The organism is Streptomyces similanensis (assembly GCF_039543625.1).
GTDB lineage: Bacteria > Actinomycetota > Actinomycetes > Streptomycetales > Streptomycetaceae > Streptomyces > Streptomyces similanensis.
The window spans coordinates 23273-47390 of sequence record NZ_BAABKC010000014.1 but is presented as its reverse complement, the minus strand read 5'-3'; the positions used below and the strand labels follow the sequence as shown (position 1 = coordinate 47390).

Here is a 24118-nt window from a genome sequence, read left to right as displayed (position 1 = left end):
GGCCTCCCACCGAGGCCGGCCCCGCGCGCCGTCACATCCCCGACGGCTCCACGCGCACGTCCGCCGCCCGGACGAACGCCACCCGGTGGCCGAACTGGATCTCGTAGTAGAGGTCCTTGCCGACGACCACCTTGTGCGAGTCCTCGGTGAAGGTGACCGAGTAGTCGTACTCGCCCGGCACCATGTCGCCGATCACGTACTTCTGCCCGGCGAGCAGCTTGTACGGCAACGGGCTGACCGACTGCACCGGCACGCCCGCCGGATAGGCCTCCTTCTCCGGATACGCCCGCCCGTACACCGGCACGCTGTCCGCGCCGGCCTTCGGCGTCACCACCAGACCGGCCGCGTTCACCGCGGTGGCCTGCTTCGCCGGGTTCTGGAACCATGCCTTCTGGCCCAGGTACCAGATCGCCGTCCAGTCGCCCTGCCGCCCGGCGACCGCGTACTGCTGCCCGGTCTCCACCCGCGAGGCCACGTCGTTCACGTCGGCGGTGGAGTCACCGCCGTCCGGCCGCAGGCCGATGTCCTTGATCAGCGGCGCGGAGACGTCGGGCTGCGAGTACAGCCGCACCTCGTTGGAGCCGTGCGCGGCGCACGGCTGTCCGGGCGCGTCGCAGCCGGTGTAGTCCGGCTGGTTGACGGCGTAGTCCGGACGGATGGTCACCAGACCGCCGTTCTTGCCGGCGGTCGCCGCGAACGGGCGGCCCAGCAGCTCGAAGTAGTGCCGCCAGTCCCAGTAGGGACCAGGGTCGGTGTGCATGCCGGGGATCGTGGAGGTGGTCGGGCCCGGCACCGTGTCGTGGCCGAGGATGTGCTGCCGGTCCAGCGGAATGCCGTACTTCGCGCCGAGGTACTTCACCAGCCGCGCCGAGGAGCGGTACATCGCCTCCGTGTACCAGGCGTCCGGCGCGGCCAGGAAGCCCTCGTGCTCCAGGCCGATCGAGGTGGCGTTGACGTACCAGTTGCCCGCGTGCCAGGCCACGTCCTTGGCCTTCACGTGCTGGGCGATGTGCCCGTCGGTGGAGCGCAGCGTGTAGTTCCACGACACGTAGGTCGGGTCTTGCACCAGGTTGATCACACCGTCCCAGGTGCCCTCGGTGTCGTGGATGACGATGTACCGGATGCGCTGCGACTTCGGCCGCTGCCCCAGGTCGTGGTTGCCGTAGTCGTCGGTACCGAACTCCTGGTACGGCGCCGGGATCCACTCGCAGGACACCGTGTCCGGGCACTCCGTGCCGGCCGCCGAGACCCGCCTCAGGCCGGTCCGGGCCAGCTGGGCGGCGGCCGGGGCGAGCCGCGGCCGGGCGGTCAGCACGACGCGCTGCCCGGTGTCCGTGGTGCGCTGCTCGCCGGAGCGGATCACCCCGTACACGTCGTTCGCGTACGCCGCCGCCGTGGCGCTGTCGTCCGCGCCCGAGTACCGGGCCACGGCGCCGTACCAGTCGGCCGGGTCCGCGCTCAGCGGTTCGCCGGCCTTCTTCTGGGCGGCGGCCAGCAGCGCCGCGCCGCCCTCGATGTTCGCCGCCTCGTCGGTGCGCAGCCGCTCGGCGGGCAGACCGGTCAGCCGGGCCGCCTCGGTGAGGGTCTTCAGCCGGGCGGGCAGCTGCGCGTTGGCGGGCACGCTCCGGGTCGGGTGCAGGGCCGGGCGGGCGCTGTCGCCGCGCGCGTCCTCGGCGCCCTCGCTGTGGTGCGGGGCGCGGGCCAGGGCGGTGCGCGCGTCGGTCAGGTGCATCGGGCCGTAGCCGCCGGTCACGCTCGGGGCGCCGCCGTGCCCGTCCCACCGCGACTGGAGGTAGGAGACGCCCAGCAGCACACTGAGCGGCACGTGGTACTCGGCGGCGGCGGAGACGAACGCCCGCTGGAGCCGGCCGGTGTCGTCCCCGGCGGCCGGCGCGGTCGCGCCGGCGGACGGGGCCGCGCCCAGCAGCGGCAGCAGCAGCGCGGCCGAGGCGACGGCGGCGGCCGCCGTCCGGCGGGTACGTCCGCCCACGCCGGGCGCGGGTCCGCGCTCCGGCGCGGATCTGCGGCCGGGGACGGGACCGGGGTCGGTGGCGGATCCTCGCAATGCAGCCTCCAGGGGCGCTCGGGCGGGGCGGGGCGTGCGGGGCCGGCGTGGATCAGTGGTACCGGCTGGCCGACGATCCGTCAATCATGCGCGCGAGAAGGCGATTTCCCATGTCAAGCGGGGTCCCGGCGAGTTTCCGGGCGGCGATGCGCGGGCCTGCGGGGCGTCAGTGGCGTACACCAATGGGCGCGTCAGGAGGGCCCCGCGAGAGAATTCCGTCCGGGAGGCCGAGGCCGGGCGTGACAAAGGTCCGCGGTGCGCCGCCGGGGGCGGGCGCGCCACGGACCTCCGTCACGCCTCAGCGGGTGCCGACCGCCGCGCGCACCGCCCGGCGGGCCATCTGGCAGTCGTCGTGCAGCCGCCGCAGCAGCAGCCGCTGCTCCTCCCCGGCCGACAGGGCGCCGGGGTGGGCGCCGGTCGGGGCGGTGTCGCTCATCGAGCGCTGCACGGCCGTCTCGTAGGCACGGATCTCGCGGGTCAGCACGAGCATCAGGTTCACCAGGAACGCGTCCCGGATCGCCGGGCCGCCCGCCTGGGCGAACTGGCTGATCTGCCGCCGCGCGCCCGGCGCGCCCCCGAGCACCGACCACAGCGTCGCCAGGTCGTAGCCCGGCAGGTACCAGCCCGCGTGCTCCCAGTCCACCAGCACGGGACCGGCCGGTGAGAGCAGGATGTTGGAGAGCAGGGCGTCGCCGTGGCAGAACTGGCCCATGCCCTGCCGGCCGGACGCCTGCGCGATGCCGTGCAGCAGCTTCTGCAGGTCGCCCAGGTCGCGGTCGGTGAGCAGCCCCGACTCGTGGTCGCGGGCGATGCGGTCGGCGTAGTCCAGCGGGGCGTCGAAGGTGCCCGCCGGCGGGCGCCAGGCGTTCAGCCGGCAGATCGCGCCGAGGGCCGCCCGGATGTCCGCCCGCGGCGGGGCCTCCACCGGATGCCGCTGGAGGGCGGCCACCCGGCCCGGCGCGCGCTCGACGACCAGGGTGCAGTTGTCCGGATCCGCCGCGATCAGCCGGGGCACACGGACCGGAGGCCGGTGCCGGACGAACGAGCGGTATGCCGCTATCTCGTGCCGGTACCGCTCGGCCCATTTGGGTGAGTGGTCCACTAAGCACTTGGCCACGGCCGTACTGCGCCCGGTGGTGCCGACCAGGAGGACGGACCGCCCGCTGCGGCGCAGCACCTGCACCGGCGCGAACTCCGGACAGATCCGCTGCACCGAGACCAGCGCCGCGCGCAGCTGGGCGCCCTGCGGGCCGGACAGGTCGAGCCGGCCGCTGAGCGGTCCGGCGCCGGGTCCCGGGGCGCGTCGTGGCCGGGCCACGCCGACACCGAGTGCGGGGGCCGCCGCCGGACGCGCGGGGTCGAGGTAGGGGACGCCGACGCCCTGGCGGGGGCGCAGCGGCCGGGGCGGGGCGGACACGGAGGACGATGCTGCGTACATGGGCGAGACAGATCCCTTCGTGTGCCTGCTGCTGACGCGCGCCGCCCGGCCCGGCTGCCCGGGTGCACCCTGGGGAATGTCCCTCGGCGACCGGGTCGGGGTGGCGCGTTCCTACCTGACACCCGTAGCCCAGTGGCACACCATCTGGCGCACCCTGGCGAACCCTGGCGAATAGTCGCCCGGCAACTCTCACCGGGTCTACTGTCAACTCAGCCGAGTACCTGGGGGCTTGACGTGACAGGACAACCCAACACCCGTCTCGCGGACCTGTTCGGCCTGGCCGGCTGGTCCAAGGGAGAGCTCGCGAGACTGGTCAACCGGCAGGCGGCGGCCATGGGCCACCCGCAGCTGGCGACCGACACCTCACGGGTCCGGCGTTGGATCGACATGGGAGAGATCCCGCGCGATCCCGTGCCCCGGGTGCTGGCGGCCCTGTTCACCGAGCGTCTCGGCCGTGTCGTGACCATCGAGGACCTCGGTCTGGTACGGCACGGGCGCACGGGGAAACGGCAGGGCGCCGGGGACGTGGAACATCCCGACGGCATGCCGTGGGCGCCCGAGCAGACCGCCGCGGTCCTCACCGAATTCACGGGAATGGACCTCATGCTCAACCGACGCGGCTTGGTGGGCGCGGGCGCCGCGCTCACCGCGGGCTCCGCACTCAGCGCGGCCATGCACGACTGGCTGCACACCGATCCGACCCTGAAGGCCGACGCCCCCCGACCGAACAGCCCCCTGTACGCGGACCCCGCCGGGTTCGACCGCTACGACGCCGCACCCGTCGGGGCGCAGGAGGTCGAGGAACTGGAACACTCGGTGGACGTGTTCCGGGCGTGGGACGCGGCCCGCGGCGGCGGGCTCCAGCGCAAGGCGGTGGTCGGCCAGCTCAACGAGGTGGGCGGCATGCTCGCCTACCACCACCCGCCCCACCTCCAGCGGCGCCTGTGGGGCGTCGCGGCCAACCTCGCCGTCCTGGCGGGCTGGATGTCGCACGACGTGGGCCTGGAGCCGACCGCCCAGAAGTACTTCGTCATCGCCGCGCACGCCGCGCGGGAGGGCGGCGACCGGCCGCGGGCCGGCGAGGCGCTGTCCCGCGCGGCGCGCCAGATGGTCCACCTGGGCCGGCCCGACGAGGCGATGGACCTGATGAAGCTCGCCCAGTCCGGCTCGGGCGACCGGCTCCAGCCGCGCACCAAGGCGATGTTCCACACCATCGAGGCCTGGGCGCAGGCGTCGATGGGCAAGGGGCAGGCCATGCGCCGCACCCTCGGCCAGGCGGAGGACCTCTTCGTCTCCGTCCGGGGCGAGGCGGAACCGCTCGACTGGATGCAGACCTTCAAGGACGAGGACCTCTACGGCATGCAGGCGCTCGCCTACCGCACGCTGGCGGAGTTCGACCCGGCCGCGGCCCCGCACGCCCGGCACTTCGCGGAGAAGGCCCTCGCGCTGCGGATCGACGGCCGTGAGCGGTCGAAGATCTTCGACCATCTGTCCATGGCCTCGGCGTGCTTCATCGCGGACGATCCCGAACAGGCGGTCGGCTACGCCCGCCTCGCCCTGATGGCGATGGGCTCGAACTCCTCCCAGCGCACCTGGGACCGGCTGCGGCAGATGTACCGGCTCACCGCCCAGTACGCGACCTATCCGAAGATCCACGAACTGCGGGAGGAGATCCGGCAGGTCATGCCCAAGCCGCGCACCAAGGGCGCGGGCAGCGCACCGGCGTAACGGCGCCCCGCCCGGGCGGAGCACGTCCGCCGACGCACCGCTCTACGGCAGCACCCTGGCGACCAGCACATCGAGGCCGTCGGCGTGCCCGCTCCCGCCGAACTCCGCCAGGACCACCCGCAGACAGTCCCGCGCGCTGCGCGCCGACCCGAGGCGGGGGGCCAGCGCGAGCAGGCGTCGTACGGTGTCCGCCTCGTCGTGTCCGGACGCCGGCCGGCCGGTGCGCAGCACGAGGACGTCGCCGACGCCCAGGGCCGTTCCGGCCTGCCCGGCGCCCGGCGGGGCGCTCTGCGGCGCGTCCAGCACCCGGCCCGTCCCGGCGCGGAACAACAGGGGAGCGGGGCCGCCCGCCCGCGCCCACTCCAGGGTGCGCGGGTCCGGGCGGTAGCGGCAGCAGACGGCGCCGGCGAGGGACGGCCCGGGGGCGGCGGTCAGCAACTGGCCGAGGCAGGCCAGTTGCCGGGCCGGGTCCGCGCCCGCCAGCGCCATGCCGCGCAGCGCCCCCAGCGGCATCGCGGGGTCCGCGGCGCCGCCCGGACCCGGGTCGGCGAGGGCGCCGGCGGTGAGCACGGTGGTGCCGTCGGACAGCTCCAGCGCGTCGCACCAGCCGCCCGCGACCGGGCCGCCGGGTGCGGCCGCCAGGTCGAGGGCGGGGCCGCCGGGGTGCGGGAGCCGGGGGAAGCCGCGCCACGGGGGGAGCGCGACCTCCTCCGGCTCGACCGCGAGCCGGTGCCCGTCGTGCGCCGGACGCCGGTCGCGGTGCAGCGAGTCACGGGTCTCGCGCACCGCCGACTGGCTCCGGCGCAGTTCGCTGACGTCCCGCAGCACCGCCCACATGGCGGCGGTGGCGCCGTCGGCGTCGAGCACGGGCTCGCCCATCAAATGCACCGTGCGGACCGCTCCGTCCGGCCGGACGACACGGAACTCGCCCTCCACCGGCCGGGCGTCGACCAGGCAGTCGGTGACCAGGGCGGTCAGCAGGGGGCGGTCCTCGTCGAGCACCAGGGAGGGCAGCTCGTCGAGGGTGCGGGCGGGTCCGGCCGGGTCAAGACCGAGGATCCGGTACAGCTCGGCGGACCAGCCGGCCTCGTCCGTGAGCAGGTTCCACTCCGCGCTGCCGACCCGGCTCAGCAGTGAACCGTGCGGCGCACCGGACGGCTCCGGGGCAGCGTCGGCCCCGGGGCCGTCGGGAGCGGCCGCGGCCGGCGAGAGCGGCGGACCGTCTCGCAGCTGCGCCAAGTGCGCGTCCAGATCGGCGAGCTGGTGCAGCGCCAGATCGCACAGGGCGCGCTCCCAGCGGCCCTGCGGGTCGGCGGTGTCGCCCGGCGCCTCCCGCCGTACGGCGACCACCTCGCCCTTCAGCCGGCGCGCCTGAGTGATCAGGGCGTCCACCGCGCCGCGCCCCGACGGCAGGGCCGACGAGGGGTCCGCGGACAGTGGGGACGGCATGACGCACTCCGATGCGGGGACGGTGGGCCGGGGCGGCGGGAGGGACCGTCACGACTGTCGCACAGCGGGCGACGGCCCGTAAGGGATTTGGCGACACCCGCGCCGGTGGTGCCTCTGGCATATGCCAGCGTCTTCCCGGCGTGGCTCCCCGGTCTCTTCGGCGTACGCGCCCGGACGGGCGGGACGTAGCGCCGGTACGTGATGCGACGGTCCGCGGGGGCGTCGGGGCGGACGCTCATGTAGGTGTTCGACGGCAACGTGTTCCGTCTCGACCGGTTCGCGGCGTCCCTCGACGGGAGGGTGACGCAGGTCACATCAATTGGACCCGGATCGGGCGTACTGCGAACGGCCCCTGCGGACTCCTAAGGAGACACGGCGAAACCGGCCGACCCATGACCCGTAGGGGGACCGAGCATGGACATCACCCTCGAACAGACAGCCGAAGCCCGTCTGATCACCCTGGACGAGCGGGAACTCGTCGCGTCCGCCACGCTGCGCTACGCCGCCGCCGACCCGCTGGCCGTGCACGTGGACTTCCCGCCCGAGGCGTCCGTCGACGGTGCGGAGGTCTCCTGGACGTTCGCCCGGTCCCTGCTGGAGGAGGGCCTCGCCCGCCCGGCCGGCACGGGGGACGTGCACCTGTGGCCCTGCGGCGCGGCCCGGACGGTGCTCGAACTGCACGCGCCGGCCGGCATGGCCCTCCTGCAGTTCGACACCGCGGCACTGCGCCGTTTCCTGTTGCGCAGCTACGCCGTGGTCGCCCCCGGCCAGGAGGACGTGGGCGCGGCCGTCGAACAAGGGCTCGACGCCCTGTTCGGCACGGTCTGAACGGCACGAGCGCCGCTCGGGGGAGGGGGTCGGCCGGGGGCCCGGACGGCTCGCGGCGGCGCGCAGCGGCGTACGACGGCTCACGGCGGTCCGCGGCGCGCACTCCGGGGGCGCACAGGGCCGGGCGCCCGGAGGGCGACTCCGCACGGCGTCGCCCGCCGGCCGCTCTCAGCGGCCGGCCGGTGCGTACAGGTCCGGCCGGGCGGCCAGGTCGATCGGCACCCGGCCGCCGTCCGTCAAGGAGCGGACCCCGGCCTCCGCGACCACCGAGGCGGCGTAGCCGTCCCACGCGCTCGGCCCGGTGACCCGCCCGCGCCGGGTGGCGTCCACCCATGCCTGGACCTCGCGGTCGTAGGCGTCGGCGAAGCGCACCAGGTAGTCCTGCGGCACCTCCTCGCGCGCGCCGCCCCGCGCGGTCACGACCATGCCGTGCTCCTCGCCGATCCGGGCGCTGCCCGTCTCGCCCACGGCCTCGCAGCGCACCTGGTAGCCGAAGCCGCAGTTGACGAAGACCTCCACGTCCACCAACGCGCCCCGCTCGGTCTCGAACAGCACGAACTGAGGGTCCACCAGCCCCGCGGGCGCGCCGGCGGAGGACGCCGGACGCAGCACGGTCACCGCGGTCAGCTCCTGGCCCAGCAGCCAGCGCGCCGCGTCGATCTCGTGCGCGACCGAGCTGTTGATCAGCATGGCGCTGGTGAAGTGCGGCGGCGAGGAGACGTTGCGGTGCACGCAGTGCAGCATCAGCGCGCGCCCCAACTCCCCGCTGTCCAGCAGCGACTTCAGCCGCAGGTACCCGGCGTCGTAGCGCCGCATGAAACCGATCTGGGCGAGCCGGCGCCCGAGTCGCGCCTCGGCCCGCGCCACCCGCAGCGCGCCCGCCGAGTCGGGCACCATGGGCTTCTCGCACAGCACCGGCAGGCCGCGCGCGAAGGCGGCGAGCAGCGCCTCCTCGTGCGCGGGCCCGGGCGAGGCGATCAGCACCGCCTGGACGCCGGGGGCGGCCAGCGCGGCCGCCGCCTCGGCGTGCACGGACGCCCCCTCGATCCCGGCGACGGCCGCGGCCGCCCGCGCGGTGTCGGGGTCCGCCACCGCGGCCACCCGGGCGCCGCTCACCACCCGGTCGAGGCGCCGTACGTGATCGGCCCCCATGTGCCCGGCACCCAGCACGGCCACGCCCAGCAGGTCAGCCATCCGCCGCTCCCTCCTCGCCGACGATCACCACGCCGTAGCGTAGACGCCGGACGGCGGGCGGCGGGAGCGGCCGTCAGTAGCGCAGCACGCCGGCGATGCCCTGCTCGTCGCCGAGCATGCCGTCCGGGACGAAGCGCACCTCGGCCCCGGTCTCCAGGCACCGTTCGACGATCTCGTCCACGATGTCCTCGCGGGCGTCGAGGTCGCCGCCCTCGGCCGGCACCAGGTGGGCGCCGGCGTCGTCGCGCACCGTCACCCGGTAGTTCTCCTCGACGGCCAGCAGCCGTACCCGGCCCTCCTGGGCCGTGCGCCACAGCTCGTCGACGCCGGCCGCGAACTCCTTGCGTCCCCGGGCCGCCTCCAGCTCCCGGGCCACGGCCTCCGTCCGCCGGCGGTTCTGCTCCTCACGCACCGGCGCGATCGCCCGCCACACGGCGTCGGGGGAGCCGTGCGCCAGGCCGCCGTGCGGCACGTGCACCGCCTGCCGGGCGACGCCGCCCAGCTCGTCCAGGACCGCCAGCGCCCCCGGCTCACCCGTGACGTACAGCGGGCGCGGGTAGCGGCGCAGCAGCGTGCTCATCGCGGCGTCCGCCTCGCGCAGGAAGCGGTACGTGCGCTCGTCGCGGAAGGCGCTCGGCGCGTCGCCGACCTGCTCCTGCCGTTCGGCGTCGAAGTTCTCCGCGAGGTCACGGGTGCGCGGGAAGCCGCCGACGCGATCCTCGGTGACCCGGCCGCCGCCGCCGCTCCACAGGGTCACGCGGTCGGCGGCGAGGGAGAGCACCCAGAAGGGGCGCTCGGCGGCGTGCGCGGAGACCAGGTTGCGGGTGAGGAAGGTGTCCGAGAGCACCACCCGCTCCGGAACGGTGCGGCCCAGCGACCACACCTGGTGCTCACCGGGGGCGGCGAAGATCAGCAGGCCGTCCTCGGCGTAGGTCAGGTCCACCTCGGAGAGTGCCTGGTCGAGTTGGCGTTCGACGTCGTAACGCCGTTCCCGGGTGACCGCCGGGTCGCTCTCCAGCTGCTTCTTGGCCTCGGCCACGGCGTTGCGCAGCCGGACCCGGTCCTGGTTGTTGTCGGGTTCCCGGCGGTGCGTCGGCGTCAGCACGGACACCGCGGGATAGCTGCGCGGGCGCCGCAGCTCGGCCAGGGTCGCGGGACTCAGATCGTGCTCCATGACAGCACCATAGGGCCGATTCGCATATCGGGCATTTGGAGTAATCGGGGCGGCCGTGCGGGGTAGTTGGTTGCGGTGGCCGCCTTGTCGCCCGAAGGCCGCGGCGAGGGCCGGATCGTAGGCGATCGGGGATGTTGGGTGAATCTTTGCCAATGGCCGAATTCTGGCGGCCCCTGCCTGGTGGGCGGCCGGATCGCGGGTGTCGCGGGAGCAAAGGGCGGCCGAAAGTGCGAGGCGCGCACGGGCGTTCCTGTTACGGCCGCGTTGACCGCCGGCCGCCGGAGGCACACGCTCGTCATATAGGTGCAGGATGCAACTGGTTCTCGCCAGGAGGTTGGACATGTGCGGCATCACCGGCTGGATCTCCTTCGACCGCGACCTGAGCGCCGAGGCCGCCACACTGAACGCGATGACCGAGACGATGGCCTGCCGCGGTCCGGACGACCGCGGCACCTGGACCGAGGGCCCCGCCGCCCTCGGACACCGCCGGCTCGCCATCATCGACCTGCCCGGCGGCCGCCAGCCCATGACCGCCGCCACCCCGGACGGCACGGTCGCGCTCGTCTACTCCGGGGAGGCGTACAACTTCACCGAACTGCGCGCCGACCTCGCCGGGCGCGGCCACCGCTTCACCACCGACTCCGACACCGAGGTCGTGCTGCGCGGCTACCTCGAGTGGGGCGACGCCGTCGCCGAGCGGCTCAACGGCATGTACGCCTTCGCCGTCTGGGACGGCCGGCACGACAAGCTCGTGATGATCCGCGACCGCATGGGCATCAAGCCGTTCTACTACCACCCGACCCCCGACGGCGTCCTGTTCGGCTCCGAGCCCAAGGCGATCCTCGCCAACCCGCTGGCCCGCCGCCGGGTCACCCTCGACGGCCTGCGCGAGCTGTTCACCTTCGTGAAGACCCCCGGACACGCCGTGTGGGACGGCATGCGCGAGGTCGAGCCCGGCACCGTCGTCACCGTCGACCGCACCGGCCCGCGCACCCGCGCCTACTGGACGCTTCGGACCCGTCCGCACCCCGACGACCGCGACACCACCGTCGCCACCGTCCGCACCCTGCTGGACGACATCGTGCGCCGCCAGCTCGTCGCCGACGTGCCCCGCTGCACCCTGCTCTCCGGCGGTCTCGACTCCTCCGCCATGACCGCGCTGGCCGCCCGGCAGCTGGCCGAGCGCGGCGAGAAGGTGCGCAGCTTCGCCGTCGACTTCGTCGGCCAGAGCGACCGCTTCGTCGCCGACGAACTGCGGGCCACCCCCGACACCCCGTTCGTCCACGACGTGGCCGAGGCATCCCACACCGACCACCAGGACATCGTGCTGGACTCGCAGACCCTCGCCGACCCGGAGGTGCGGGCCAGGGTGCTGCGCGCCCGCGACCTGCCGCTGGGCTTCGGCGACATGGACGCCTCGCTCTACCTGCTGTTCCGCAGCATCCGCGACCACTCCACCGTCGCCCTGTCCGGCGAGTCCGCCGACGAGGTGTTCGGCGGCTACCTCCAGTTCTTCGACGAGGAGGCGCGCCGCGCCGACACCTTCCCCTGGCTGGTCCGCTTCCACCGCGACTTCGGCGACGACGGCGACGTGCTGCGCCCGGACCTCGCGGCCGCCCTCGACCTGCCCCGCTACGTCGACGACAGCTACCGCGCCGCCGTCGCCGGCATCGAGCGCCTCGACGGCGAGAGCGACTTCGAGTACCGGATGCGGCGGATCTGCAACCTGCACCTGACCCGCTTCGTCCGCGTCCTGCTGGACCGCAAGGACCGGATGAGCATGGCGGTCGGCCTGGAGGTCCGCGTGCCCTTCTGCGACCACCGGCTCGTCGAGTACGTCTACAACGCGCCCTGGTCCCTGAAGTCGTACGACGGCCGGGAGAAGACCCTGCTCAGGGAGGCCACCGCGGACCTGCTGCCCAAGTCCGTGTACGACAGGGTCAAGAGCCCCTACCCCTCCACCCAGGACCCCGCGTACGCGCAGGCCCTCCAGGGCCACGTCAAGGAGCTGCTCGCCCGGCCGGGTCACCCGGTGTTCGACCTGGTCGACCGCGAGCGGGTGCGCGAGGCGGCCTACCGCGACGCCCCCGTCAGCACGCAGGCGGCCCGGCGCGGCCTGGAGAAGACCCTCGACCTCGCGCTGTGGCTGGACCTGTACCGCCCGGAGATCGTCACCGGCTGACCCGCCCGTCCGGCGCGCCCGCCCGTCCGGCGCGCCCGCCCGTCCGGCGCGCCCGCCCGTCCGGCGCGCCCGCCCGCCCGGCGCGCCTGTCCGCCCGGCTCGGCTCGCTGTCCGGCTCACCCGCCGTCGTCCGGCTCCGCGTCCGGTGGGCAGGAGCTGCCGTCGGGCGGCAGGGAGCCGTAGAGGAGGAAGTCGTCCACCTTCCGGTGCACGCACGTGGAGGACGCGTAGCCGGTGTGGCCGTCGCCCCGGTTGTCGAGCACCACGGCCGACGAGCCCAGCCGCCGCGCGGTCTCCACGGTCCAGCGGTACGGCGTCGCCGGGTCGCCGCGCGTGCCCACGAGCAGCATCTTCGCCGTGTGCACGTCCTTGACCTTCTCGCGGATGTACTCGGTGCCCCTGGGCCGGCCGTAGCACATCAGCAGCTCGTTGAGCCGGTACCGGCCGAAGACCGGCGAGGCCTGCCGGTAGTCGGCGGCCAGCCGGCCGAGGTCCGCGGTGAGCTGCGCGGCGGCTGGCCGGTCCGGGTCGTCCGCGCAGTTGATCGCCATGTTCGCGGCCGCCATGTTGTCCGGCGGCACCGCACCGCCGTCCGTCAGTCCGCCGCCCGCCCGGACCGCGTCCCGCTGCCGGACCGCCGGGCCCGGGGGAGCGGCGCCGAGCGGGGAGAAGGCCTGCACGCCCCTGGTGTCCCCGTCCTCGACCAGCGAGGCGATCGCCCGCTCCAGGGACGGCCACAGCGATCTGCTGTAGAGCGCCTGGCCGATCGCGCCCACCAGGTCCTGGCCGGACAGCTTGCCGCCGGAACCCGTGGGCACCGGGTTCTCGTCGAGCGACCGGACGAGTTGCAGCACCTGGTCGCCGGCCCGGCGCCGGTCCTGTCCGAACGGGCACGCGAGGTCCCGCACGCACCAGTCGAGGAAGTCGTCCAGCGCCGTCTGCTGGCCCTCGGCGGCGACCCGGCCCTGCTCGGCCAGGGGTTCGGTCAGCGTGTCCACCCCGTCCAGGGCCATGCGGCCCACCTTGCCGGGGAACTCGGCGGCGTACACCGCGCCGAGCCGGGTGCCGTAGGAGAAGCCGAGGTAGTTCAGCTTGTCGTCGCCGAGGGTCTGGCGTATGACGTCCAGGTCGCGGGCCGCGTCGACGGTGCCGATGTGCGGCAGGACCGGGCCGGAGTCGCGGGCGCACTCGGCCGCCACCTTCTTCCACTCGTCCAGCACCTTGCGCGCGGCCTGCGCGTCCGCGAGATCGGCGTCGTTCGTGCCGCCGCTGTCCGAGGCGGCCCCGCCGGCGTCCACCCCGCAGCTGACGGGGGAGGAGCGGCCGACGCCCCGGGGGTCGAAGGAGACCACGTCGTAGCCGTTGGTCAGGTCCATGAACTGCTTGCCGTCCGAGCCGAGCGAGGCGACGCCCGAGCCGCCCGGGCCGCCGAAGTTCAGCACCACCGAGCCCCGCCTGGCCGGGCCGGTCGCACGGTAGCGGGCCAGGGCCAGGTCGAGGGTGCCCGCGCCCGGGCGGGCGTAGTCGACGGGGACGGTCACTTTCCCGCACTGCATGTCCTCGGGCGCGCCGCCCTCGCACGCCGACCAGGCCACCTTCTGGCGGTAGAAGCGCTCCAGGCCCGGCTGTCCGCCGCTCGCGGCCGCCGCCGGGGCGAGCAGGGAGGATCCGAGAAGGGTGAGCGCGACGGCTCCGGCGCCCGCGCAACGCCGGGCCGCGCATCGCGACGACAGCTTCGCCCGCATCGTTGCCTCCAGGGACGCGCCGCCGCGGACCGGGACAACGCCCTCGCTCACCATAAGAGGACTCGGCACGGACCGCCTCCCGGCGAGACCTCGCCGGACCGGGGCACCTCCGCGTCGGCCGCCCGTGCGAGGTTCCACGCGGCATTCGAAATCCGGGACGCCCGAAAGGGTGAATGGCCGGGCGGCCATAACCCCGATCGTTCACCAGCGTTTTACCCGGTGCGGGCGAGCGCCCGCGACCAAGTCTGGAAGGCACAGAACCTATGAAACGGGTTACCCGAAACGGTGTGCTCGCCGTCGCCGCCGCCGCATCAGGCGCGATGGTGATGACGGTGCCGGTGTCCGCGGCGTTCGCCGCCGACGGCGGTGCCGCGGCGGACGGCGCGGCGGTGGGCTCGCCGGGAGTGCTCTCGGGCAACACCCTTCAGCTCCCGGTGCACATCCCGGTCAACGTGTGCGGCAACACGGTCAACGTGGTGGGGCTGCTCAACCCCGCCGCCGGCAACCACTGCGCCAACGCGTCCGCCGGGAGGGATCGGGCGCCCTCGGCCGACGGTGCGACCGCCCAGGCGAGCGGAAAGGATTCGCCCGGGGTGCTCTCGGGCAACGTCGTCCAGCTCCCGGTGCACGTCCCGGTGAACGTCACCGGCAACAGCGTGAACGTCGTGGGCGTGGGCAACCCGGCCACCGGCAACACCTCCACCAACGGCTCGGTGGACGAGCCGGCGCCCGCGCCGGTCACGCCGCCGGAGCGGACCGCGCCGAAGCCGAAGCCGCTGCCGCACCCGGTGGCCGCGCCGAAGACGGAGCCGTCCCTCGCCCACACCGGCGCGGACGCCACCCTGCCGGCCGCCGCGGCCAGCGCGGCGCTGCTGCTCGGCGGCGCCGTCCTGTACCGGCGCTCCCGTGCCGGGGCCAACCGCTGAGGCGGACCCCGGCCCCGGCATCGGCCCCACCGCACGCGTGACATGACCGGTGGGGCCCGCCCAGCCCCGGCCCGGCCTCCGGCCCAGGTCCCCGACAGGACCCGGACCGGAGGCCGGTCCCATGCCCGGCCAAGGCCCCCGTCCCCTTAATCCCGTTGCCCCCGGCACCCCCGTTTGCTGAAGTGGCCGTATGGATCACGCCGCCGTGCTCGCCCGCTATGACCAGGAACTGCGCGAAGGCGCCCGGCCCGACGGGCCCGGGGCGCGGATCGAGCGCGTCGGCGGTGTGGTGCGCCACGTCGGCGCCGGCGCCCGGGACTGGAACGGCGTGCTGTGGTCGGCGCTGGACGAGCAGGACGCCGACGCGGCGATCGCCGGGCAGATCGCCCGGTTCGGGGCCCTGGGCCGCGCCTTCGAGTGGAAGCTGTACGGGCACGACCGCCCCGCGGACCTCGGACAGCGGCTCTCGGCAGCGGGTTTCACACCCGAGCCGACCGAGACGCTGATGGTCGCCGAGATCGCGGACCTCGCTCTCGACGTCCCCCCGCCCGAAGGGGTCCGGCTGCGCGCCGTCACCGACGCGGCCGGCGTCGACGCGCTGGTCGCCGTGCACGAGCGGGCCTTCGGCGCCGACGGCTCCCGGCTGCGCCACCGCGTCCTCGCCCAACTCGCCGCCGCGCCGGAGACGTTGGTCGCCGTGGTCGCCCTGGCCGGTGACGAGCCGGTGAGCGCCGCCCGCACGGACCTGCCGCCCGGCACGGACTTCGCCGGACTGTGGGGCGGCGGCACCGTGGCGGCGTGGCGGGGCAGGGGCCTCTACCGCGCCCTGGTCGCCCACCGCGCCCGCGTCGCCGCCGAGCGCGGCTACCGCCACCTGCACGTCGACGCCTCCGACCTCAGCCGCCCCATCCTGGAACGGCTCGGCTTCGCCCCGCTGACCACGACGACGCCGTACACGTACGAGCCGTAGCCGCGGCCTGGTGAGCGCGCGGCCGCGGGCGCGGGGGCGTGCGGGCGGCCGTGGACGCGATGAGGGGCCGGTGGAACCGTTCGTGAACGGTTCCACCGGCCCCACGGGCCTTCGAACAGGGGCGCGGCCGGACGGGCGTCACCGTCTCTTCGCGTGCCGCGCCTCCTGCGACCGGTTCAGCGGCTGCCCGCCTTCGCCCGGTCCAGCGCGATCACGCCGACCGCGGCGAGAGCGATCTGGATGAGCCACTCGATCCAGTCGACGCCCTTGGTGTCGTCCACGCCGAGCGCGCTCGCGATGGCCGCTCCGATGAGCGCCGCCACGATGCCGATGAGGATCGTCCAGAGGATGCCGATGTGCTGTCGGCCCGGGACGACGAGCCGTCCCAGGGCACCGATGATGATGCCGATGACGATGGCACTGATGATGCCGCTGATCTCCATCTTCGCCCCTCTTCGTCGCACGCCCTTGCGGTGTTCGCATGCCCACTGGGGACACGGGCAATCCGTTCGTGTCATTGCCGGGACTTTCTGTTCACCGTTCAGCTATGCCATGTACCTTTCAATCAGTCGACGCGTGTAGAACACTCGACCCGCTCGGCCGGGTCTACGCGCGCAGATGCCGCACCCGCACCGCTCCCCGCCTCACCCCACTCGGAGGTTCGCCGGATGCTCGGATTCAGCAGGTCCCCCCACAGGCTCCCCACCGCCCTGGCCGCTCTCGGCCTGCTCGCAGCCTCGGCCGCCGTGCAGGCGTCCGCCGGCGCCGCGCCCGCCCACGCGGCCGCCGCCACCACCCACCGCGTTCTGTTCGACAACGCCCACGCCGAGACCGCGGGCAACGCCGACTGGATCATCTCCACCAGCCAGCCCGACCCGCTCGGCCAGGACCCCTCCCCGTCCGCCGAGACCGACTGGACCGGCGCCCTCTCCTCCTGGGGCGTGGCCCTCCAGAAGACCGGCGGCTACAGCCTCAAGACGCTGTCGTCCGGTTCGAGCCTCGCCTACGGCGGCTCGTCGGCGACCGACCTGGCGAACTTCGACACCCTGGTCCTGCCCGAGCCGAACACGGCGTTCACGGCGGCCGAGAAGACCGCGATCATGAACTTCGTGAAGAACGGCGGCGGGCTGTTCATGATCTCCGACCACAACGCGTCCGACCGCAACAACGACGGCAAGGACTCGGTGCAGATCCTCAACGATCTGATGAGCAACAACAGCGTCGACGCCACCGACCCGTTCGGCTTCTCCATCGACGCGCTCAACATCGACTCCGGCTACCCGGCGGCCGTGAACGACAGCGCCGACCCGGTTCTGCACGGCTCCTTCGGCACCGTCACCAAGAGCCTGTTCGCCAACGGCACCACGGCCACCCTCAAGCCGGCCGACAACTCCGCCGTCAAGGGCCTGGTCTACCGCAGCGGTTACTCCGGGAACACCGGGGCGTTCTTCGTCACCAGCGCCTTCGGCAAGGGCCGCGTCGCCTTCTGGGGCGACAGCTCGCCCATCGACGACGGCACCGGCCAGTCCGGCAACACCCTCTACGACGGCTGGAACGACCCCGGCGCCACCAACGCCGCCCTCGCCCTCAACGCCACCGCCTGGCTGGCCGGTTCGGGCACCACCACCGGCGGTGGCGGCGGCACCGGTTCCTGCACGGCCGCGCAACTGCTCGGCAACAGCGGGTTCGAGTCGGGTGCCTCCACCTGGAGCGCCAGCAGCGGCGTCATCACCAACTCGACCGCACAGAAGGCGCGTTCGGGCTCGTACTACGCCTGGCTCGACGGCAACGGCACCGCCACCACCGACACCCTCTCCCAGTCGGCGACCATCCCGGCCGGCTGCGGCGCGACGCTGAGCTTCTACCTCCACGTCGACACCGCGGAGACCACCGCCACCGCCTACGACACCCTCAAGGCGCAGGTCCTCAACAGCTCCGGCGCCGTCCTGGCCACCCTGGCGACGTACTCCAACCTCGACGCCGCCACCGGATACACCCGGCGCGTCCTCGACCTCGGCGGCTACGCCGGGCAGAAGATCACCGTGAAGTTCACCGGCACCGAGGGCTCCAAGCTCCAGACGTCGTTCGTCCTCGACGACACGGCGCTCGACGTCGGCTGACGCGCGACACGCAGAGGAACACCCGCCTGCCGGTCCGGCGCGGCGGGGCCGGGGGAGACTGCACCGACCTGGCCCCGCCGCCGAGGAAGCCATGACCGACCAGCCGAGCTATGTGTACGTCAGCTACGTCGAGAGCACACCCGAGGCGGTCTGGGACGCGTTGACGGACGCCGACCTCACCGCCGTCTACTGGGGCCACGGCAACGTCTCGGACTGGGCGCCGGGCTCCCGCTGGGCACACGTGCGCACTGACGGCTCCGGGATCGCCGACGTCGTCGGGACCGTCGTCACGGCCGACCGCCCGACCCTGCTGGTGACCACCTGGGCGCCGCCCGGGGACGAGGAGAACCGGCCCTCGCGGGTGACCTTCGCCGTCCGGCCCCACGGCGACATCGTCCGGCTCACCGTCACCCACGAGGACCTGCGGGACGCGGCGGACCGGGCGGCGGCGGCCCGGGGCTGGCCCGCGGTGCTGTCCAACCTGAAGTCCCTGATCGAGACCGGCACTCCACTGCCTCAGGACCCCTGGCTCGTCCCGCCGGACTGACCCCGCGCGGACGCGCGCACATGCTCTCGTCTTCTGCGGGCAGGCGGATTGTACGAGTCGCTCCGGTTCAGGGCAGCGGACGAGGACATGCGGAGGTGTCTGCCGGTATGGGTGCGAAGGTGTTGGAACGGTTTCCCGCAGGTTGTCCGCGCGGGTCGTGGCCGGCCGAGGAGTACGCGGCGCGGCGCCGCGCGGAGGGACAGCCCGCCACGGTGGTGATGGACCTGGAGGACGACGCCTTCCTGGTCGTGGTGCCCGCCGCGGAGGCGGACTGAAGGAGAGCGACGGCCCGCGCCCGGAGGCATGAGCCCTTCCTGAGGAGCCGCCGGGGGGATGAACCAGAGGTGGCCCTGCTCGTCCTCGGTGGCCGGGTCGAGCGTGGTGGACAGCTGGATTCCCTTGTCGTGGCTCTCCGCCTTCAGTTCGGCGGGTCGCAGGTAGCCGCCGTTGAAGGCGTGGACGAGCATGACCGGCCGGTTCGGAGTTCCCTTCCGCCGGCCCGCCGACCCTGATGCCCTGCGGTCGCTTCGACCGCAGGGCATCCGCCGTCCGGGTCGGAGACACGACCTGCCGGCCAGGGTGCCGCCGGTTCCCCAGGACCGGAGACCACCTGATCCGACCCCGAGTGACCCGCGGGAGCGGGGACACGTTGACCGCTCATGCGAAAGATCATCACTTGCGGCCTGTTGGCCGCCGCGGTCCTCTCCGCCGTCACACCCGCCTCCGCCGCTGACGACGACGGCGATCTCGGCCGTGGGGTCGACGCGCCGGACACCTGGAACTTCACCGCCGCCGACGTGTGCGTCCAGGAACTCGCCGTGGTCCCCGCCCTGAGCGACTGGACCGGAAACCACAAGAACAACTGCTCCGAATCCCATACCTGACGGGGTGTCGCGTACTACCTCTGGGACGTAGCACCGAGAAGATCACCGTCGGTGGCGCCCGGCCACCGTACGAACGCGTCTTCTTTCGCGAGTTCGCACTCGGGCGTCTGATCACCGGGACGTACACCCTCGCCTTCGCCGACGCGTTCAAGGCGGACGGCATGTGGGCCGACAAGGGTCAGGACCGGGTCGGGCCCGAGGGCCGCGCCGTCACTTCGCCGTCGGCGGCCGACCGGCCGCGCACTGCACCGCCCGCTGACCGTCAGGGCGGTGCGGACGTACGGCCCGGCCCCTCGGACCTCTGCGGCGCACGTCCGACGGGGACCGGCGGCCGGTCCGGTGCCGTGCCTCGTCAACGTGCTGTGCGCGGTACACCCGGAAGGTGATCTTGCCAACCCAACGCCTCTGTGACTTTCTGGAGTCATGCAGCGACCACTCGTAGTGGCCGCCCGGTGGACGGCGAAGGGATGACGATGAGCACTGCCCACGAGACCACCACAGGTGGCGAGCACGCGGATCCTCCGATTCGTACGGTCGCGGGTACGGGGGAGTCGGGGGCCAAAGGGGATGGCGAGTCCGCGCTTTCGGCCCAGTTGAACCGCCCGTGCGGGGTCGCCGTGGACGGCGCCGGCGCCCTTTATGTCTGCGACTACAGCAACCACCGGATCCGGAGGATCACGACCGACGGCAAGATCAGCACGATCGCGGGGAGCGGCACCGCGGGGACCAAGGGAGACAACGGCCCGGCCCTTTCCGTCCAGTTGAACTATCCGCGCGGCGTGGCGGTGGACGCCGAGGGCGCCGTCTACATCGCGGACGCCGAGAACCACCGGGTCCGGAAGGTGACGGCGGACGGGAAGATCAGCACGGTCGCCGGCACGGGCGCCAAGGGCTTCCTCGGTGACGGCGGGCCTGCCACCGCCGCCCGGTTGGACCGCCCGTTCGGGGTGGCGGTGGACAGTGACGGTGTCCTCTACATCGCCGATTACAACAACCACCGGGTCCGGAAGGTGACGGCGGACGGGAAGATCAGCACGGTCGCCGGCACGGGCGCCAAGGACTTCAGCGGCGACGGCGGCCCGGCCGTCTCGGCCCGGCTGAGAGGCCCGTACGGAGTGGCGGTGGACGGCGAGGGCAACCTGTACATCGCCGACGCCGAGAACCACCGGGTCCGGAAGGTGACGGCGGACGGGAAGATCAGCACGGTCGCCGGCACGGGCGCCAAGGACTTCGGCGGCGACGGCGGCCCGGCGGCCTCGGCCCGGCTGAACACCCCTGTGGGAGTGGTGGTCGACAGCGCGGGCACCCTCTACGTCTCCGACTACCACAACCACCGGATCCGGAAGGTGACGGCGGACGGGAAGATCAGCACGGTCGCCGGCACAGGCGCCGCGGACTTCGGCGGTGACGGCGGCCCGGCGGCCTCGGCCCGGTTGAACAGCCCGTACGGGATCGCCGTGGACTGCGTCGACACCCTCTACATCGCCGACCACGCCAACCACCGGATCCGGAAGGTCGCGTCGGCGAGGATGGCCGGGCTGCCCGATTCGGGCACCGTGGTCTCCTGGGCCAACGTCCGCAGCAGGCTGCGGATGGGAGTCCTGCGCGAGTCCGTCAAGGACGGGGCCGAAATCCACCAGTCGCTCGCCGCTCCCCGGGACCACCAGCGATGGCGGCTGGTCGTGGCGGGCCAGGACGAGGGTGACGTCCTCTACACGATCGAGAACGTGCGCAGCGGCAAGGTCCTGGAGGTCGTCGGGGCGCGGGAGGCGACCGGCGCGGCGGTCGCGCAGCGCGCCTACGAGGGCGGCGACGCACGCCACCAGCACTGGAGGCTGATCCCCGTGGGCTCCGTGAACGGCACCCCCGCGACGTACGAGATCGCGAACCGGAACAGCGGTCTGCTCCTGCGGACCGACACCAACGCCCGCGCGGCGATCACACAGGACGGGGCGGAGGGCGACCACCGGAACCGGCAGTGGCACCTGCTCCCCGTGTGACGCGCGAGGGGCCGGAGGGCGACTTCGCCCTCCGGCCCCTCGGGGGCCGGGTCCCTACTGGGAGGCGGACGGGTCCTCGGCGGTCGGCTTGGAGGCCTTGGGGGTCTCCGGGGCCTTGGGCGGCTTGCTGTAGTCGCTCTTCTTCGGCCTGCTCTCCAGGTCCTCGTCCTTCTGGAGGTCGCCGTGCTGCTTCACCGTCGCACTGGACTCCCGCATGCCGGCGGACGCCGCCGCGGACACCGAGCCGGGATCCTGGGCGTACCGGTCCTGTGCACCGGCCGACGCCTGCGTGGTCTGGATCAAGGAGCCGAGGAAGCCCAGAACGGCCCGCGCTTCGGGGGACTGCTCCTGCACGATCTTCGCCCGGGAGGAAGCCCCGTGGATCGCGCTGTCGAACAGGCTCGTGCTCGTGTCGTCGTACGTGTCGTCATCGGCGTCCTCGAAGTCGACGCCCGCCCCCGGCTGGGGCTTCGTGCTGTCGGTGGTCACGGAGAAGAGCCCCGCTCCCCTGCCCGCGAAGCCGAAGATGTTGTCGAACACCATGGTCATCACCCCTGGTCGTCGTTGTGGCGGCGCCGTCCGCCCGCCCGGTCAAGGCTGCTTGTGCAGCTCTCGTTCGCTGCCGGCCAGGCTCTCGGCGTCGAACATCGTGTGGTGGACGTCCAAGGCGGAGACGACCTCGGCCCACCCCTTCATACGGAAGCCGCCGCCCGCCAGGTTGATGTCGCCGATGTCGCGGGCGACCAGCCGTTCGAGGCCCGGGTGGTCCCCGGGCTGCGGGGGAGAGAGGACCGCCACCGGCACGTCGTACATCACCGCGAGCAGCCCGGAGAAGGTCACCGGGATCTCGTAGGAGTACTGCCTGCGGCAACGCCGCTGCGTGACCATGGTCTCCACGCGGCAGCCTGCCGGGACCTCGCCGGAGATCTGCGAGTGCGAGGCCCAGCTGGTGGTCAGGGAGCCGCCGACGGAAGCCGTGATCCCCAGCATCAACTGGGCGTTGAGCTCCGCGCTGCCGGTGGCGCTGCCCTGGGTCGTGAACGCCACCGAGTTCGTGACCGAGTTCGCCGCGGAGTTCGCCGCCGAGTTCTTCATGTTCGTCTCGGTGGCGTCCGCGATGTCCGTGCCGATGTCGTCCTTGCTGTTCTCCTTGGTCACCGTGTTCGTGTTCTTGTTCTCCTGGTCGTTCTGGACCTGTGTCTGGAGCTGCGACTGGAGGTCCAACTGCAGGTGGTTCTGGAGCATCAGCTGGAGCTCCGCGCCCACGCTGCCGCCGAAGGTGAACTGGGCTTCTCCGCCGAGCGACCACGTGACCTCGTTCGACACGGTGAAGTCGACCGAGTCGGTGAAGGTCATCGAGGACTTCTCGCTGCGGTTGACGTAGGTGCGCGAGGAGAACGTGTCGGGCGGGGGCTGGTCGACGTCACGCCGCTCCTCGATCAGCGGCTCCCCGAGGTTCATGTAGGCGAGCCAGCCCAGTTTGGACGCGGAGCCGGGGAAGGAGCCGAAGCTCGACTTGTTCACGGAGAACCCGACGGGCTTGTGCCGCACACCGTAGTCGTCGACGTAGACCAGGTCGGGGTGGTCCAGGACGGACTGCCAGTTCTGCTCGATGTCGAGTTCCCGCAGGTTCTTCTTCGTCAGCGGCCGGCGCTTGGCCCGTTCCAGGTTGTACGCGTTGGAAGGCATACCTCGTCCTCGACTGATCCGGTCGAACCGCGTTCGGTGAAGTGGGAATGGGAATCTGCGCACGTTCCGGAAAGGGAAGCTATCACGGCCGTCATGGGGCGAGAAGTTTTTTCTCTGAGCACGCTCAATCGGGTGACCAGGTTTCATCGATTGCCTTCGAGGGCGCGGTAGGGAAATTCGTGAGCGCTGCCGATCATCTGATCGGCAGCTTTTCTTCGTCCTGCTCACGAGTAATCTGACCTGCGGCGTTGACGAAGCGATGGATATTCATTTCGGCCATTCGCCAGTTTTCTGGCCATTTCTTCCGGGATCGGTTGCGTCCTCGGTAATGCCGCGTGATAGATCACTGGACTGAGCGCCCGACGCGTTGTCCTCCATATCCAGAACAGGTGAGGTTTCCGCGATGTACACCCAAGAACGCACGGCGATGGCGAATTTGGTGGTCGGCGGCCCGGTGGCGGTGAACAGTTATGACAACGCGATCGTGGCCGCACTGGTCGAGAACCGGCCGGTCATGCTCGTCCACGCCTTCAACGGCGGCTACCTGCGACCCGCCGAGCTGAAGGCGGAGAGCCACGACAAGGGGATCCAGCTGTCCACCACGCTCGATCCGGCCACCAAGGACGAGCAGGGCCACCTCTGGTACATCACCCCCGGCGGCTTCTTCGGTCAGCGACCGCTGTACTTCCTGGAGAGCGCCGCGGGCCAGGCGAAGCCCAAGCCCGCCGACGCGGCCGAGACCGAGGCCGGGCGCGGCGACGACGGCACGCCGAAGCCGCAGCGCAGGCGCGTCACCGCCCACCAGGAGGCCCCGAAGAGCACGGCCGACACCGTCCAGGTCGGCCTCCCCGGCAAGGTCGGCGACAAGTGGCGCGGGAAGAACGGCGCGGCCGAGGACACCCAGCTCTGGGTCGTCACGGTGACGCCGTGGGGCGGGATCACCTTCGTGCCCATCACCCACCCCGACGCCATCCTCGGGTTCAAGGACCACGCGGTGACGGCCGGCAGTGAGGCGCGCCTCACCTACAACTGGGGCGGGGACTTCACCGGGACGGTCATCAACACGTTCTACCCCCGGCTGCCCAGCGAGTGGAACGTCCCGTACCACCACGTCTTCACGTGATCCGCGGCCACCGCCGAGCCGTTCCCGTCCCGAGCCAACGTCCGCACCGCCTGGAA

The 24118-nt window shown here is 72.8% G+C and carries 21 protein-coding genes; 12 read left to right on the top strand and 9 right to left on the bottom strand.

What is annotated here, in order from left to right; genetic code table 11:
- Positions 1 to 31 precede the first annotated feature (31 nt).
- The gene (locus ABEB07_RS06045; protein ID WP_425588961.1) at positions 32 to 2065 is read right to left on the bottom strand and encodes an N-acetylmuramoyl-L-alanine amidase; all 2034 of its coding nucleotides are present in this window, start codon (positions 2063 to 2065) and stop codon (positions 32 to 34) included.
- Between the two features lie 298 nt (positions 2066 to 2363).
- Complete coding sequence (locus ABEB07_RS06040) at positions 2364 to 3503, bottom strand: aminoglycoside phosphotransferase family protein (RefSeq protein ID WP_345667340.1); 1140 nt, start codon at positions 3501 to 3503, stop codon at positions 2364 to 2366.
- On the opposite strand from ABEB07_RS06040, the gene ABEB07_RS06035 reads away from it, so the two are divergent.
- Both ABEB07_RS06035 and ABEB07_RS06030 read left to right on the top strand, forming a co-directional pair.
- The gene (locus tag ABEB07_RS06035; protein WP_345667339.1) at positions 3502 to 3678 is read left to right on the top strand and encodes a hypothetical protein; all 177 of its coding nucleotides are present in this window, start codon (positions 3502 to 3504) and stop codon (positions 3676 to 3678) included. The two genes, ABEB07_RS06040 and ABEB07_RS06035, sit on opposite strands and share 2 nt — an antisense overlap.
- A 59-nt stretch (positions 3679 to 3737) precedes the next feature.
- Positions 3738 to 5231: a DNA-binding protein NsdB gene (locus ABEB07_RS06030; protein WP_345667338.1), complete on the top strand. Its 1494-nt coding sequence runs from the start codon at positions 3738 to 3740 to the stop codon at positions 5229 to 5231.
- A gap of 42 nt (positions 5232 to 5273) precedes the next feature.
- On the opposite strand, the gene ABEB07_RS06025 is transcribed toward ABEB07_RS06030, so the two are convergent.
- Entirely contained in the window at positions 5274 to 6680 is a 1407-nt protein-coding gene (locus ABEB07_RS06025; RefSeq protein ID WP_176147934.1) for a SpoIIE family protein phosphatase, read from the bottom strand.
- 414 nt (positions 6681 to 7094) lie between these two features.
- Here ABEB07_RS06025 and ABEB07_RS06020 point away from each other — a divergent pair, with 414 nt between their 5' ends.
- Positions 7095 to 7508 (top strand): SsgA family sporulation/cell division regulator, encoded by a 414-nt coding sequence (locus tag ABEB07_RS06020; protein ID WP_345667337.1) that lies wholly within the window; start codon positions 7095 to 7097, stop codon positions 7506 to 7508.
- A gap of 168 nt (positions 7509 to 7676) precedes the next feature.
- Here the strand turns inward: ABEB07_RS06020 and ABEB07_RS06015 are convergent, their stop codons facing one another.
- Complete coding sequence (locus ABEB07_RS06015) at positions 7677 to 8702, bottom strand: Gfo/Idh/MocA family protein (protein WP_345667336.1); 1026 nt, start codon at positions 8700 to 8702, stop codon at positions 7677 to 7679.
- Positions 8703 to 8775: 73 nt separating this feature from the next.
- Positions 8776 to 9876, bottom strand: a complete 1101-nt coding sequence (locus ABEB07_RS06010) for a baeRF3 domain-containing protein (RefSeq protein WP_345667335.1) — start codon at positions 9874 to 9876, stop codon at positions 8776 to 8778.
- Positions 9877 to 10216: 340 nt separating this feature from the next.
- Here ABEB07_RS06010 and asnB point away from each other — a divergent pair, with 340 nt between their 5' ends.
- A complete protein-coding gene (asnB, locus tag ABEB07_RS06005) occupies positions 10217 to 12058 on the top strand; it encodes an asparagine synthase (glutamine-hydrolyzing) (RefSeq protein ID WP_345667334.1) in 1842 nt (613 codons plus the stop codon).
- 116 nt (positions 12059 to 12174) lie between these two features.
- Here the strand turns inward: asnB and ABEB07_RS06000 are convergent, their stop codons facing one another.
- Entirely contained in the window at positions 12175 to 13803 is a 1629-nt protein-coding gene (locus ABEB07_RS06000) for an alpha/beta hydrolase (RefSeq protein WP_176147930.1), read from the bottom strand.
- Between the two features lie 263 nt (positions 13804 to 14066).
- Here ABEB07_RS06000 and ABEB07_RS05995 point away from each other — a divergent pair, with 263 nt between their 5' ends.
- Both ABEB07_RS05995 and ABEB07_RS05990 read left to right on the top strand, forming a co-directional pair.
- The gene (locus tag ABEB07_RS05995) at positions 14067 to 14729 is read left to right on the top strand and encodes a chaplin (RefSeq protein ID WP_345667333.1); all 663 of its coding nucleotides are present in this window, start codon (positions 14067 to 14069) and stop codon (positions 14727 to 14729) included.
- Positions 14730 to 14919: 190 nt separating this feature from the next.
- A complete protein-coding gene (locus tag ABEB07_RS05990) occupies positions 14920 to 15699 on the top strand; it encodes a GNAT family N-acetyltransferase (protein WP_345667332.1) in 780 nt (259 codons plus the stop codon).
- Between the two features lie 176 nt (positions 15700 to 15875).
- Here the strand turns inward: ABEB07_RS05990 and ABEB07_RS05985 are convergent, their stop codons facing one another.
- A complete protein-coding gene (locus tag ABEB07_RS05985) occupies positions 15876 to 16142 on the bottom strand; it encodes a GlsB/YeaQ/YmgE family stress response membrane protein (RefSeq protein ID WP_345667331.1) in 267 nt (88 codons plus the stop codon).
- Between the two features lie 225 nt (positions 16143 to 16367).
- Here ABEB07_RS05985 and ABEB07_RS05980 point away from each other — a divergent pair, with 225 nt between their 5' ends.
- The 5 genes from ABEB07_RS05980 to ABEB07_RS05960 all read left to right on the top strand — a co-directional run bounded on the left by ABEB07_RS05980 (position 16368) and on the right by ABEB07_RS05960 (position 21250).
- A complete protein-coding gene (locus tag ABEB07_RS05980) occupies positions 16368 to 17819 on the top strand; it encodes a hydrolase (protein WP_345667330.1) in 1452 nt (483 codons plus the stop codon).
- A 91-nt stretch (positions 17820 to 17910) separates the two neighbouring features.
- On the top strand, positions 17911 to 18366 hold the full coding sequence (locus ABEB07_RS05975) for an SRPBCC family protein (protein WP_425588960.1): 456 nt from the start codon (positions 17911 to 17913) through the stop codon (positions 18364 to 18366).
- 107 nt (positions 18367 to 18473) lie between these two features.
- Positions 18474 to 18641, top strand: coding sequence for a hypothetical protein (locus ABEB07_RS05970; RefSeq protein ID WP_176147924.1), 168 nt, complete (start codon positions 18474 to 18476; stop codon positions 18639 to 18641).
- A 384-nt stretch (positions 18642 to 19025) separates the two neighbouring features.
- Positions 19026 to 19250: a hypothetical protein gene (locus ABEB07_RS05965; RefSeq protein WP_345667329.1), complete on the top strand. Its 225-nt coding sequence runs from the start codon at positions 19026 to 19028 to the stop codon at positions 19248 to 19250.
- A gap of 473 nt (positions 19251 to 19723) precedes the next feature.
- Positions 19724 to 21250, top strand: a complete 1527-nt coding sequence (locus ABEB07_RS05960) for an NHL domain-containing protein (protein WP_345667328.1) — start codon at positions 19724 to 19726, stop codon at positions 21248 to 21250.
- A gap of 54 nt (positions 21251 to 21304) precedes the next feature.
- Here ABEB07_RS05960 and ABEB07_RS05955 read toward each other — a convergent pair whose 3' ends face one another.
- Together ABEB07_RS05955 and ABEB07_RS05950 are read right to left on the bottom strand one after the other, a co-directional pair.
- Positions 21305 to 21793 carry a hypothetical protein gene (locus tag ABEB07_RS05955; RefSeq protein WP_345667327.1) on the bottom strand — a complete coding sequence of 163 codons (489 nt, stop codon included), beginning with the start codon at positions 21791 to 21793 and terminating at the stop codon, positions 21305 to 21307.
- 48 nt (positions 21794 to 21841) lie between these two features.
- Positions 21842 to 22939, bottom strand: a complete 1098-nt coding sequence (locus ABEB07_RS05950; RefSeq protein ID WP_345667326.1) for a hypothetical protein — start codon at positions 22937 to 22939, stop codon at positions 21842 to 21844.
- Positions 22940 to 23342: 403 nt separating this feature from the next.
- On the opposite strand from ABEB07_RS05950, the gene ABEB07_RS05945 reads away from it, so the two are divergent.
- On the top strand, positions 23343 to 24062 hold the full coding sequence (locus tag ABEB07_RS05945; RefSeq protein WP_345667325.1) for a hypothetical protein: 720 nt from the start codon (positions 23343 to 23345) through the stop codon (positions 24060 to 24062).
- Positions 24063 to 24118 lie beyond the last annotated feature (56 nt).